Here is a 12316-nt window from a genome sequence, read left to right on the forward strand (position 1 = left end):
AACGGGCGTGTTAGAAGAATAGCCGCTTGAGCGCCAGCCCCGGATCACTTTCGCGCATAAAGACTTCGCCGACCAGAAAACCATTAACGTTATGGTCACGCATCAATTCAACGTCGTCGCGGGTGTGAATGCCCGATTCGGTGATCACCGTCACGCTCTCAGGAATGCGCGGCAGTAACTCCAGCGTGGTGTTTAAGCTGGTCTCAAAGGTGTGCAGATTGCGGTTATTGATACCGACCAGCTTGAGACCAAGCGCCAAGGCACGTTCGAGCTCATCGGCATTGTGAACCTCAACCAACACATCCATTCCCAACTGGATCGCCTGCTGATTCAAATCGCGTAGCTGAGCGTCATCCAGTGCAGCAACAATGAGCAGTATACAGTCTGCACCAATCGCTCTAGCTTCACTGACCTGATAGCCATGGGTGATAAAATCTTTACGGATCACCGGCAGCGTGCATACGTCCCGAGCGGCGATCAGGTAATCTTCGTGACCCTGAAAAAAGTCAGCGTCGGTGAGTACCGACAGGCAGGCAGCGCCGCCCTGGGCATAGCTTTTGGCAATGTCGGACGGGTGAAACTCTTCCCGAATAACGCCTTTAGAAGGCGAGGCTTTTTTGACTTCCGCAATGATCGCGGCGTCACCTGCCGCAATGCGCGTATTGAGCGCTTCGATGAAGCCACGCGGGGCGCTCTGCTGCTTGCCGAGTGCGAGTAAATCCGCTTCAGAAACCGCCTGGCGGCGTTCAGCCACTTCCTGGTCCTTACGGGCCAGAATGCGCGTTAAAATAGTCGGCGTTGCCTGGTGAGTCATAGTGATCTCTTCTTATTTCAAGCGTAGCTTGTTTAAATGCCTGCCTTTAAAACGGCTGTTTAAAAACTAATAGTGATAAACTACTGCTTGAAAACACTGGTAAAGTGCGAAAGCTCTTTTAGTTTCTCAAGCGGCAGTTTAGAGGCTTGTGCATCCTGAGCCACCATCACTCCCTCTTTTAAGCTATCCGCAACCCCCGCACAGTAAAGCGCGGCACCGGCATTGAGCGCGACCATGTCGGCGGCAGCCCCCTCGCCTGCCAGGGCGGCTTTAACCAAACGCAAGCTATCGTCTGCGCTGGCGGCTTTCAGCGTTGCCAGGCTCTGGCGCTCAATGCCAAGTTCCTCTGGCGTAATAGTGTACTGACGAATGTCGCCCTCATTTAACTCAGCCACCAAGGTAGGGCTAGCGAGAGATATTTCATCAAGGCCGTCCTCGGAGTGAACGACCATCACATGTTGGCTGCCCAAGGTTTTAAGCACTTCTGCCATTAGCGGCACCAGCTCTGGCGCATAAACACCGAGTACCTGATTGGGAGCACCAGCCGGGTTGGTCAACGGGCCAAGAATATTAAACAGCGTGCGCACACCCATCTCACGGCGTGGGCCAATTGCATAGCGCATGGCCGGATGGTGGTTAGGCGCAAACATGAAACCTACCCCCACTTGCTCAATGCAACGCGCCACTTGATCAGGCTTAAGGTCGAGATAAATACCCGCCACATCGAATAAGTCAGCGCTGCCCGATGACGAAGAAACGCTGCGATTGCCATGTTTTGCAACATGCGCACCCGCGGCCGCGGCTACAAAACTCGCGGCGGTAGAGACATTAAATAAATTCGCGCCATCACCGCCGGTGCCGACAATATCCACGACATTCTCGACATTCAGATCAACACGCCGCATCAACTCGCGCATTACCTGAGCAGCTGCACTGATTTCAACAGCGCTCTCGCCTTTAATCGCCAAGCCTACCAACAGGCCACCGATTTGTGCATCGCTTGCATCGCCAGTCATGATCTGGCGCATCAACGCGTGCATGGCATCGAAAGAGAGGTCTTCGCGGCGCATCACCGCATTAATCGCGTCTCGCATTTGCATGAGCAGAGGAGCCCCTAAAGCATGTGAAACCGGCCGTTAGCCGCGTTTTAAAAAGTTGGCCAATAGCGCATGGCCTTGGCGGGTGAGGATTGATTCAGGGTGAAACTGCACCCCTTCGATATCGAGCTCACGGTGGCGTAAGCCCATGACCAGCCCCGGCGTCACGTCGTCGTCGCCCGTCCAGGCAGTGACTTCCAGGCAGTCAGGCAACGTCTCTTTATCAACCACCAGAGAGTGATAGCGGGTTACCTCTAGCGGGCTTTCCAGTCCTTCAAACACACCTTGATGGGTATGTAACACCGCTGATGTTTTACCGTGCATGACTTGAGGAGCACGCACGACGTTGCCGCCATACACCTGCCCAATAGCCTGATGGCCAAGGCAAACACCCAATATCGGCAGTTGACCAGCAAAGTGTTGGATGGCCGCCATTGAAATACCCGCTTCATTGGGCGTACATGGCCCTGGCGACACCACCAAATGGGTCGGCGCCAGCGCTTCGATCTGTTCAATAGTGATTTCATCATTACGGTGAGTAATCACTTCAGCACCCAGTTCACCTAAATACTGAACGATGTTAAACGTGAAACTATCGTAATTATCGATCATGATCACTTTCTGCACTGTCTGTGCTTGCGCCATTGCCCCAGTTACTCCGTTGCGTTGCGTCATATAGACCACAGTTAAAACTGCTAATGACTCGATGATACCGCAACCGGGCTCTCCCTTGCAGGGGTTAAGTGACGCGTATAATGAGCTGGCACCTCTATTGATCAAACATGTATTAAGGCAGGCAACGCTCAAGAGTGCGATACTATTTAGCCTAACGTCCTCCTTAGCCAAAAGATCCTTGCTTATCGCCGTAAATTTCATAGGACATTATTTAACTTGTTCTTTCAGTACATTGGAACTGGCAACGGGTCACCGCAGTCTTTATTATCTGCGATCTTTTTCGATAGCTTTCAAACGAGTTAGGAGCGTGGAATGTCAAAGCGGGTTACCTGGGTTAGTACGCTCTTATTCGTAGCGCTAATAAGCGTTGCGCCAGCCTATGCCAACACACCACTACGCGTTATCGCGTCGTTTTCAGTGCTGGAGGAGTTGGTCAAACGGATAGCAGGTGACGCGGTCAGCGTTAACGCGATTGTGCCACGTGGAGAAGATGTTCATCGCTGGGAACTCACGCCCCCTAATGTGCTTGCCTTAGAAGAAACCCATATCGTATTTTATAACGGCCTGGGGTTGGAACCGTGGATACGTCATATTGAAGCAATGAAGCGCGACCAGCTCACCTTGGTTAACGTCGCCGAACGGGCCGATTACACACCGCAAATGATTACCACAGGACAGTTTCAGGGCGAGCCAAACCCGCATTTATGGATGGATCCAGAAGGGGCCGCTGCCTATATTGACGTGATTGCCAGCACCCTGGCCGAGCATCTACCCGACCAGGCCGATACGTTCTATAAGCGCGCTGAAGAAGCACGTCACGCACTCCAGGAACTCTCTTTAGCGGTAAAAGAACGGCTCGAAGGAATTCCTAAAACCAACCGCACCCTGCTGACCAGCGAAGCGAGCTTTGCCTATTTCGCCCGCGCCTTTGACTTTGAAACAGAAAGCATATGGGGCGTGAATAGCGAGACGCAAGGTAGCGCTGAGGCAATGGCCGCCATGAGCGAACGCATTGGCAGCAAGCGTCCGCCCGCCCTGTTTTATGAAAGCACGGCTCCTTGCATTCATATGGATGCTCTCGCCCGCGCCCACTCGCTCCCGTTGGCGGGTCCACTTTATGTCGATTCGCTAAGCGGTGAAGATGGCCCAGCGGCCAACTACTCGGCCATGCTGCGCCATAATGCCGAAGTTATGCACACCGCTCTGGGTGGCGCAACGGCCGAGTAATCGGCCTACGCTCACTCAAGATTATCTAAACCGCGCTCAGCCATTGCCACTGCGCGGAAGATGGCGCGTCCTTTATTAAGTGTTTCCTGCCACTCCATCTCAGGCACCGAATCGGCAACAATGCCAGCGCCTGCCTGCACATGAAGTTGGCCATCTTTGATCACGGCAGTGCGAATGGCAATGGCGGTATCCATATTGCCATGCCAGGAGAGATAGCCGACAGCGCCGGAATAAATACCGCGCTTGACCGGCTCAACCTCGTCAATAATTTCCAGCGCACGAATCTTGGGCGCCCCGGAAACGGTGCCCGCCGGGAAGGTTGCCCGCAGCGCATCCATCGCGGTTAAGCCGGGTTTCAATTGCCCCGTCACGTTAGAGACGATATGCATCACATGCGAATAGCGCTCGACGACCATCTGGTCGGTCACCTCGACACTGCCTGTTTGGCAAATACGTCCAACGTCATTGCGCCCTAGGTCGATCAACATGAGATGCTCGGCAAGCTCTTTGGGATCAGCCAGCAGCTCAGCCTCTAAAGCATTATCCTCTTCCTCGGTTTTGCCACGCTTACGGGTACCGGCAATGGGGCGCACGGTCACTTCGCCCTCTTCCATACGGGTCAATATTTCCGGCGAAGAGCCCACCACGTGATGGTCGCCCAAGTTAAAGAAGAACATATAGGGCGATGGGTTGAGGCTACGCAGGGCGCGATAGAGATCCAACGGGGACGCCTGATAAGGGATGGACATTCGCTGGGAAGGAACGCACTGCATGATATCGCCTGCCAGCACGTACTCCTTGATCTTCTCGACAGCGGCCTTAAAGCCCTGCTCGGTAAAGCCAGAATTGAAGTCGCTTTCCTTCACTGGCTGACGTCCGCTGCCCGCGTTATTGGGATTGATGTGCGCTTCCCGCAGGCGGGTTTCAAGATGCTTCAAGTGCTTATGAGCACGCTCAAGGGCATCAGCTTCAGCAGGATCAACGTGCGTCCAGATGGTCAGCCGCCCCGACAGGTTGTCGAAGACGACAAAATCATTACAGACCATCAGCAGGATATCGGGCACGTTAAGCGGGTCAGGTTTATCAGCCCCACCCCGCAAGCGTGGCTCAATATAGCGAATGGTATCGTAGCCGAAGTACCCGACCAGCCCCCCATCAAAGCGTGGTTGATCGTCTAGTTTGGGCACCTTGAAACGGCGCTGAAAGTTTTCGATCCACGCCAACGGGTCATCTACCTCAGTGACACCGACCGTCTCACCGTCGTTAATATGGCTGACAGTAAAGCCACGCACTTCGATGCGTTCATGACTGGGCAGCCCAATCATCGAGTAGCGCCCCCATTTTTCTCCCCCCTGTACGGATTCAAACAAAAAGGTCCAGGGCGTATTCGCCAGCTTCAAATAGGTAGAGAGTGGCGTATCTAAGTCAGCGAGCACATCACGCGAAACGGGTATCCGGTTGTAGCCTGCCTGGCTTAGCTCGTGAAAACGTTCAGGGGTCATTATTAAGCGGTCCTTGTCGCCTGGGGTTCAGTCGTCATCAGTTCGTTTAGCGAAGCGAGCACCAGATCTGGTTGGCTCTCTTCGATGGGCTGACCATGATTATAGCCATAAGGCAGCGCCAACGTGGTAAAGCCAGCCGCTTTACCGGCGGCTATATCATGGCGTGAGTCGCCCACCATGACACACTGTGATGGGGAAATATTGAATGTCTGGGCGGCATGCAGTAACGGCATGGAGCTGGGCTTCTTTTCAGCCAACGAATCGCCACCTAGCCACAAGGTAAAGTAATGGAGTAGTGAGAAATGACTTAACAGCGGTTCAATAAAGCGTTCAGGCTTGTTGGTGATCAACACCAAGATAAAATGTTGCTGATGGAGCGCCTGGAGTGTTTGTTCAACCCCTGGATACAGCGTTGTACGGGCATTAGGAGCCGCGGCGTAGTATTCCAGAAATGCCTCAAAACCGCGCTCAACAAGTGCTGGCGGCGGGGTTTCCTGAAGCGCCCAGGTAAGGGCTCTTTCCACTAATACCTTCGCTCCATTGCCCACCCAATCACGCACGTCTGTCTCGCTTGGCTCGAGAAGCTCAAGCGCTTGTAAAGTACGCCCGACCGCGACGGCCAGATCCGGCACTGAATCAATCAACGTGCCATCTAAATCAAACGCAATCAGTCGCTTACCTTCTAGTATTGAATGCACCTTAACGGCCCTCTAACCTGATTGATCGCGGAGAATCATGCTGGGCACCACGGTGCCGTTAGCGTATTGACTAGCGTTTCAACGTTAGCCAATCATTTTACCTGCTTAATGCACGCTTTCGCATTAGTCAGACGCTGAAGAAACTTCTATGCTGGAGCTAATTTAGCAAGGAGATTGTGATGGCCATACCCAGAATCGTGATTATCGGCGGTGGTGCAGGCGGTTTAGCACTCGCCACGCGTTTAGGACATACAGTAGGTAAGCAAAAACGCGCAGAAGTGGTGTTGATTGACCGTAACACCACGCATGTTTGGAAACCGCTGCTCCACGAACTAGCCACTGGGGTACTTAACTCTAGCATGGATGAAGTGGACTATCGGGGCCATTCGTCAGCTCACTACTATCGCTATCAGCGAGGCTCACTCACCGGTTTGGATCGCGAGCAGCGTCTGCTGCAGTTAGCGCCCATCTATGACGAGAATGGCCAAGAGGTGCTGCCCGCTCGAGAGCTTTCGTATGACTATCTGGTAATCGCGCTGGGCAGCGTGTCAAACGACTTCGGTACCCCCGGCGTTGCCGAGCACTGTCACTTTATCGATTCTCCGCAGCAGGCAAAAGCCTTTCAGCGTGACATGATCAACACGTTCTTACGCTACACAGACCCCACGCTACGTCAGCATACGGAATTGACGATTGGGATCGTGGGCGGCGGGGCTACCGGGGTAGAGCTTGCCGCCGAACTGTTTGATGCATCACGTATGCTCAATGCCTATGGCGTCACCTCCATCGACCATCAGCATATCCGGGTGCATCTGCTTGAAGCCGCTCCTCGCCTATTGCCTGCGCTTTCCGAACGGGTCAGCCAGACCGTAAAGAAAGAACTTGAAAGCCTGGGCGTGACCGTTCACACCGGCACCGCCATCAAGGAGGCCCAGGAATATCGCCTGGTGACTAACGATGGCGAAGAGATCGAGACAGATATCAATGTGTGGGCAGCGGGCATCAAGGCGCCAGCGTTTCTGACCGAGCTGGGCCTGACAACCAACAAGAAGAACCAGATTGAGGTGAAACGTACCCTGCAAAGTGTCGATGACGAGCGGATATTCGCGCTAGGCGACTGCGCAAGCTGCCCGATGGGTGAAGATAGTAGTGTACCGCCCCGGGCGCAGGCAGCTCACCAGCAGGCTAAGCGATTGGCAAAAAACCTGCTTAACCAGCTAGACGATAAGCCTTTAAAGGAATTCAGTTATCGCGATCATGGATCGCTGGTGTCGCTGGCGCGTTACGATGCTGTCGGGAATTTAATGCGCAGCTCGGCCTCGCGGGGCCTGTTTCTTGAGGGCTGGCTTGCACGTAAAGCCTACGCATCGCTATACCGTATGCACCAGCTCTCTATCCATGGCGCGCCGAAAACAGGGCTCGCCTGGCTGGTCGATAAACTCAATCGTTACTTGAAGCCTCATATGAAGCTTCACTAGACACGTTTATCGACCATGGCGTCAGCTCAGGCGCTTGCCAGTGCCGCCCGCAGTTGCTTGATCACTGAATCATAGCCGTGCGGGTCGCTTGACTGGTGAGCGCTGAAAATCGCGGAGCCGGCCACAAAGGTGTCGGCACCGGCTGTGGCTATCTCGGCGATGTTATCCACGTTGACACCCCCGTCTACTTCCAAGCGGATATCCAACCCTGAGGCATCAATGCGTGCCCTAGCTTCGCGCAGCTTGTTGAGCGTAGCGGGAATAAACGATTGACCACCAAACCCCGGGTTTACGCTCATCAGTAGCACCATGTCGATCTTATCCATCACGTAATCAAGATAAGAGAGCGGCGTCGCCGGGTTAAATACCAGCCCCGCTTTACAACCGCCGTCACGAATCAGTTGCAGCGAACGATCGATGTGTTCAGACGCTTCCGGATGAAAGGTAATATAGCTGGCTCCGGCGTCAATGAAATCGCTGATCATACGATCAACCGGCTTCACCATTAAATGCACATCAATAGGCGCCGTCACGCCATGCTTACGCAATGCTTTACAGACCATGGGGCCAATGGTCAGGTTCGGCACATAGTGGTTATCCATGACATCGAAGTGCACTATATCCGCGCCTGCGGCCAATACGTTATCGACCTCTTCTCCCAATCGGGCAAAGTTAGCCGACAAAATGGAAGGGGCAATTAAAAAATCCTGCGCAGCGGTCATCGTTTCATTCCTGCTTAGTCATCAATCAATGGCGGCAGCTGAAGCAAACGCCTCCAAGTACCGGCGATTTAACACAGCACCTGCCTTTAAAACCACCTATCTTACCAGAGCCTGTGGGCTGTCTGCGCCTCAGTCGAGCCATGAGGGCCCAAACCCTCCAAGTCATATTCCCAAAAAGAATATAAAACATATTTGTAATTCCACATTTATAGATTTAACCTTGTTAGCATTGCGACAAAACGCGCTAATCGATCGAAGGAGTTATTTTATGGCACTGCCGACTATTTTCCGCCGCAGTCTGATTGCCCTTGCGCTAGGTGTCACGGTAAGCGGAACCGCCGCTGCCCAGGAGCGTGAACTGCTCAACTCATCTTATGATATTGCCCGCGAGCTGTTTTCCGCGATCAACCCGGAATTTCAAGCTTACTGGCAGGAAGAACACGGTGAAGACGTTGAGATCAGCCAGTCACACGGCGGCTCTTCTGCCCAGGCGCGCGCCATCCTCCAAGGCCTGCGTGCCGACGTCGTCACCTTTAACCAAGTGACCGACGTGCAGGTACTCGCCGATGCGGGGCTGGTGGCAGAGGATTGGCAGGACGCGTTTGAGAACAACGCCTCGCCCTACTACTCCACCACTGCGTTTCTCGTTCGTAAAGGTAATCCCAAGGGGATTGAAAGCTGGGACGACCTCGCAAACGAAGACGTGGAAATTGTCTTCCCCAATCCGAAGACCTCAGGTAACGGACGCTATACGTATTTAGCCGCCTGGGGCTTTGCCGAGAATGAATTCGATGGCGATGAAGAAAAAATCGAAGAATTCATGCGTACTTTCCTAGCCAATGTCGCTGTATTTGATACCGGTGGCCGTGGCGCGACGACCAGCTTCATCGAACGCAATATTGGTGATGTACTGATTAGCTTTGAGTCAGAGGTCAATAATATTCGCAGCGAGTACGGCAGCGACGATTATGAAGTGATCGTACCGCCCGTTAGCATCTTGGCAGAGTTCCCGGTAGCGGTGGTTGAAGAAAATGCTGAACGCAACGGTAACAGCGATTTAGCCCAGAGCTACTTAGAGTTTCTCTACACCGAAGAAATGCAGCGCCTGCTAGCAGGCTTCAATTATCGGGTTCATAACGAAGCTGTGGTTGAAGAGTTTGCCGACCAGTTCCCGAAGACCGAATTGCTTGAAGTAAACGACGTGTTTGGTAGCTGGGATGAAGCCATGGAAACGCACTTTGGCAGTGGCGGCCTTCTCGACCAGCTACAGCGCCGCTAATACTCTAGCCGCTACTATCTATGAGCCAGCCTGAACTATGAGCCAACTCACTACCTGGCGATCCGGCAGCACACGCGTGCTGCCGGGTTTTGGCCTTTCTATGGGCATCAGCGTGCTATTTATCTCGCTGGTGTTACTACTGCCAATGACCGGCCTGTTCGGCCAGTTATCCGAGCTTAGCCTTGCCGAGTACTGGGCGATTATTACCGAAGGTCGTGTGGTGGCAAGCTATATGGTCACCATTGGCGCAGCGGCGGTGGCAGCACTCATCAACGCATTATTTGGTTTGCTGTTGGCCTGGGTATTGGTGCGCTATGAATTTCCTGGCAAGCGTCTACTGGACGCACTAATGGATCTTCCTTTTGCGCTACCCACGGCAGTGGCAGGGATTACCCTGGCAACGCTTTATGCCAGCAACGGCTGGATGGGGCGCCTGTTAGAGCCATTAGGTTTTCAAGTCGCCTATACCTGGGTGGGCATTGCGCTAGCCATGGCCTTTACCAGCATCCCTTTTGTCGTGCGTACGGTACAGCCGGTACTGGAAGACCTGCCCGCGGAAGTGGATGAGGCGGCGATGTCACTAGGTGCGACTGATGGTGTTGCGTTTCGTCGGGTCATTTTGCCCCACATCTGGCCCGCCCTGGTGACCGGAACCGGGCTTGCGTTTGTTCGCTCATTAGGCGAATTCGGGGCGATTATATTTATCGCTGGCAACATGCCTTACGAAACGGAAATTACCGCATTGATGATTTTCGTTAAGCTGCAAGAGTATGACTATGCGGGGGCCTCGGCGATTGCCTCAGTGGTGCTGTTCGTCTCGCTTGCGCTATTGCTGGCCATCAACGTTTGGCAGGGCCGTTTTGTACGCCGCTTGCACGGAGGTAAAGGGTAATGCGTCGAATTGGTGATGCGCCGCTCATCCGGCGCCTGCTGATAACGGCGTCGCTGCTGTTGTCAGCACTCTTTTTGCTTCTGCCGCTGGTGGCTATTTTTGCTCAGGCATTTTCCCAAGGGATGATGGTCTTCTGGGCTAACGTCAGCAATACGTTCACCTTGCATGCTATCGGTCTTACGCTGGTCATCGCGCTGATGACCATTCCTATTTGTCTGGTGTTCGGGGTGGCATTGGCCTGGTTGGTCACTCGTTTTAGCTTTCCAGGGCGACGCATACTCCAAACGCTGATTGATATTCCCTTTGCAGTATCCCCCGTGGTGGCAGGTCTTATATATCTGCTGCTATATGGTCGTAACGGCTGGATTGGCACCTGGCTTGATGGCCATGACATCCAGCTGATGTTTGCCTGGCCGGGCATTTTGATGGTGACCATTTTTGTGACCTGCCCTTTTGTCGCTCGTGAACTAATCCCTTTGATGCAGGCACAGGGTTCTCGCGAGGAAGAAGCCGCCGTTACCCTGGGCGCCTCCGGTTGGACCACGTTTCGCAGAGTTACCCTACCCAATATCCGCTGGGCACTGCTTTATGGGATCATCCTCACCAATGCCCGTGCGGTAGGCGAGTTTGGTGCTGTATCTGTGGTCTCAGGGGCCATACGGGGTAAAACGAATACACTTCCGCTGCACCTTGAGCAGCTTTACCAGGACTATAATGCCGTCGGCGCTTTTGCCTGTGCGGCGTTACTCGCATTGATCGCCCTACTGACGCTTGCCGCGAAGGCGGGGCTTGAATGGCGCGCATCACGCCGGGAGGCATTTGCATGAGCATTCACTTACACAATATCGGCAAACACTTCGGCCCCACGCAGGCATTGGAACCAATCAACCTGGATATTCATGAAGGTGAGTTGGTTGGCTTGCTCGGCCCCTCAGGCTCGGGTAAAACCACCCTACTGCGTATTATCGCGGGCTTGGAAAATGCCGATCGCGGCGCCCAGCCAGGTAAAATTCTGTTCGGCGACCGTGATGTCACCAATGTCCATGTGCGTGACCGGCGTATCGGCTTCGTGTTTCAGCACTATGCGTTATTCCGCCATATGAGCGTTTATGACAACGTGGCCTTTGGATTGACCGTGCTCTCACGTAAGCGCCGACCCAGCAGCGGTGAAATACGCTCACGGGTTTACAGGCTGCTTGAAATGGTCAAGCTGGAACACTTGGCTAACCGCTACCCTGCTCAACTTTCCGGCGGCCAACAGCAGCGCGTGTCGTTGGCCCGTGCGTTGGCGGTGGAGCCTGAAGTACTGCTGCTGGATGAACCGTTTGGTGCGTTGGACGCCAAAGTACGCCAGGAGCTGCGCCGCTGGCTGCGGCATCTGCATGACGAACTCAACTTCACCAGCGTGTTTGTCACCCATGATCAGGAAGAAGCACTGGAACTTTCAGACCGTGTCGTGGTGATGAGTAATGGTCGTATTGAGCAAATTGATACCCCCGATGACCTCTACCGTACGCCGGCCAATCGATTTGTGTTCGAGTTTCTGGGTGATGTGAATCACCTGGAAGGCAGTGTGACCAATGGTGTCTTGACCTGCGGCGAGGCGTACTGGCACGTGGACCTGCCTGATGGGCATGCAGAGCTGTTGCTACGCCCTCATGAAGTGCGCCTGACCGAGCAGCCTACCAGAGAGAGCCATCTACCGGTCACGATTACCGCGATATCGCCGGTTGGCGCTGAAGTACGTGTGGAGCTGGAGGCCGACTGGCTCGCCCAGCCGTGGCTTGCCACCGTGCGCCACACCGACTTTGAACACCTGGCACTAAGCCGTGGGCAGCGTTTATACGCCCATCCCCGTCATTGGCGGCGCTTCTCCGAGGCAACGGCAACAAACGCCGAGCACACACGCGTCGCATAAAGCCGAACCAATAG

At 54.0% G+C, this 12316-nt stretch carries 12 protein-coding genes; 6 read left to right on the forward strand and 6 right to left on the reverse strand.

Annotated features, from left to right (window positions below):
* Positions 1–10: 10 nt before the first annotated feature.
* The 3 genes from trpC to ACFFLD_RS03270 form a co-directional block, all read right to left on the reverse strand.
* Positions 11–814: an indole-3-glycerol phosphate synthase TrpC gene (gene trpC, locus ACFFLD_RS03260; protein WP_386035534.1), complete on the reverse strand. Its 804-nt coding sequence runs from the start codon at positions 812–814 to the stop codon at positions 11–13.
* A gap of 80 nt (positions 815–894) precedes the next feature.
* A complete protein-coding gene (gene trpD, locus ACFFLD_RS03265; protein ID WP_386035537.1) occupies positions 895–1914 on the reverse strand; it encodes an anthranilate phosphoribosyltransferase in 1020 nt (339 codons plus the stop codon).
* A 36-nt stretch (positions 1915–1950) separates the two neighbouring features.
* Positions 1951–2556, reverse strand: a complete 606-nt coding sequence (locus ACFFLD_RS03270; RefSeq protein ID WP_386035689.1) for an anthranilate synthase component II — start codon at positions 2554–2556, stop codon at positions 1951–1953.
* A 342-nt stretch (positions 2557–2898) separates the two neighbouring features.
* Here ACFFLD_RS03270 and ACFFLD_RS03275 point away from each other — a divergent pair, with 342 nt between their 5' ends.
* Positions 2899–3813 (forward strand): metal ABC transporter substrate-binding protein, encoded by a 915-nt coding sequence (locus ACFFLD_RS03275; RefSeq protein WP_386035540.1) that lies wholly within the window; start codon positions 2899–2901, stop codon positions 3811–3813.
* An 11-nt stretch (positions 3814–3824) separates the two neighbouring features.
* Here the strand turns inward: ACFFLD_RS03275 and trpE are convergent, their stop codons facing one another.
* Both trpE and ACFFLD_RS03285 read right to left on the reverse strand, forming a co-directional pair.
* Positions 3825–5315, reverse strand: coding sequence for an anthranilate synthase component I (gene trpE, locus ACFFLD_RS03280; protein WP_386035543.1), 1491 nt, complete (start codon positions 5313–5315; stop codon positions 3825–3827).
* Positions 5316–5317: 2 nt separating this feature from the next.
* Positions 5318–6013: a phosphoglycolate phosphatase gene (locus ACFFLD_RS03285; RefSeq protein ID WP_386035546.1), complete on the reverse strand. Its 696-nt coding sequence runs from the start codon at positions 6011–6013 to the stop codon at positions 5318–5320.
* A 179-nt stretch (positions 6014–6192) separates the two neighbouring features.
* Here ACFFLD_RS03285 and ACFFLD_RS03290 point away from each other — a divergent pair, with 179 nt between their 5' ends.
* A complete protein-coding gene (locus ACFFLD_RS03290) occupies positions 6193–7491 on the forward strand; it encodes an NAD(P)/FAD-dependent oxidoreductase (RefSeq protein ID WP_386035549.1) in 1299 nt (432 codons plus the stop codon).
* A gap of 26 nt (positions 7492–7517) precedes the next feature.
* Here the strand turns inward: ACFFLD_RS03290 and rpe are convergent, their stop codons facing one another.
* Positions 7518–8213 (reverse strand): ribulose-phosphate 3-epimerase, encoded by a 696-nt coding sequence (rpe, locus tag ACFFLD_RS03295; RefSeq protein ID WP_386035552.1) that lies wholly within the window; start codon positions 8211–8213, stop codon positions 7518–7520.
* A 268-nt stretch (positions 8214–8481) separates the two neighbouring features.
* Between rpe and cysP the strand changes: the two genes are divergently transcribed.
* The 4 genes from cysP to ACFFLD_RS03315 are packed head-to-tail and all read left to right on the forward strand — an operon-like array spanning position 8482 to position 12302.
* Positions 8482–9492 carry a thiosulfate ABC transporter substrate-binding protein CysP gene (cysP, locus tag ACFFLD_RS03300; RefSeq protein ID WP_386035555.1) on the forward strand — a complete coding sequence of 337 codons (1011 nt, stop codon included), beginning with the start codon at positions 8482–8484 and terminating at the stop codon, positions 9490–9492.
* A 37-nt stretch (positions 9493–9529) separates the two neighbouring features.
* A complete protein-coding gene (gene cysT, locus ACFFLD_RS03305; protein WP_386035558.1) occupies positions 9530–10384 on the forward strand; it encodes a sulfate ABC transporter permease subunit CysT in 855 nt (284 codons plus the stop codon).
* The gene (gene cysW / locus ACFFLD_RS03310) at positions 10384–11211 is read left to right on the forward strand and encodes a sulfate ABC transporter permease subunit CysW (protein WP_386035561.1); all 828 of its coding nucleotides are present in this window, start codon (positions 10384–10386) and stop codon (positions 11209–11211) included. Before cysT ends, cysW begins: the two co-directional genes overlap by 1 nt.
* Complete coding sequence (locus ACFFLD_RS03315) at positions 11208–12302, forward strand: sulfate/molybdate ABC transporter ATP-binding protein (protein WP_386035564.1); 1095 nt, start codon at positions 11208–11210, stop codon at positions 12300–12302. The genes cysW and ACFFLD_RS03315 overlap by 4 nt, the downstream gene beginning before the upstream one ends.
* The last annotated feature ends 14 nt before the right edge of the window (positions 12303–12316 follow it).

It is taken from the genome of Vreelandella sulfidaeris (assembly GCF_042429665.1).
Classification (GTDB): domain Bacteria; phylum Pseudomonadota; class Gammaproteobacteria; order Pseudomonadales; family Halomonadaceae; genus Vreelandella.

Bases quoted from the DNA above. Each gene is read 5' to 3' on its own strand.
- cysW (WP_386035561.1), top strand. From the start codon at position 10,384: ATGCGTCGAATTGGTGATGCGCCGCTCATCCGGCGCCTGCTGATAACG.
- ACFFLD_RS03270 (WP_386035689.1), bottom strand. From the start codon at position 2,556: ATGGCGCAAGCACAGACAGTGCAGAAAGTGATCATGATCGATAATTAC.
- cysP (WP_386035555.1), top strand. From the start codon at position 8,482: ATGGCACTGCCGACTATTTTCCGCCGCAGTCTGATTGCCCTTGCGCTA.
- cysT (WP_386035558.1), top strand. From the start codon at position 9,530: ATGAGCCAACTCACTACCTGGCGATCCGGCAGCACACGCGTGCTGCCG.
- ACFFLD_RS03275 (WP_386035540.1), top strand. From the start codon at position 2,899: ATGTCAAAGCGGGTTACCTGGGTTAGTACGCTCTTATTCGTAGCGCTA.
- rpe (WP_386035552.1), bottom strand. From the start codon at position 8,213: ATGACCGCTGCGCAGGATTTTTTAATTGCCCCTTCCATTTTGTCGGCT.
- ACFFLD_RS03290 (WP_386035549.1), top strand. From the start codon at position 6,193: ATGGCCATACCCAGAATCGTGATTATCGGCGGTGGTGCAGGCGGTTTA.
- trpD (WP_386035537.1), bottom strand. From the start codon at position 1,914: ATGCAAATGCGAGACGCGATTAATGCGGTGATGCGCCGCGAAGACCTC.
- ACFFLD_RS03315 (WP_386035564.1), top strand. From the start codon at position 11,208: ATGAGCATTCACTTACACAATATCGGCAAACACTTCGGCCCCACGCAG.
- trpE (WP_386035543.1), bottom strand. From the start codon at position 5,315: ATGACCCCTGAACGTTTTCACGAGCTAAGCCAGGCAGGCTACAACCGG.
- trpC (WP_386035534.1), bottom strand. From the start codon at position 814: ATGACTCACCAGGCAACGCCGACTATTTTAACGCGCATTCTGGCCCGT.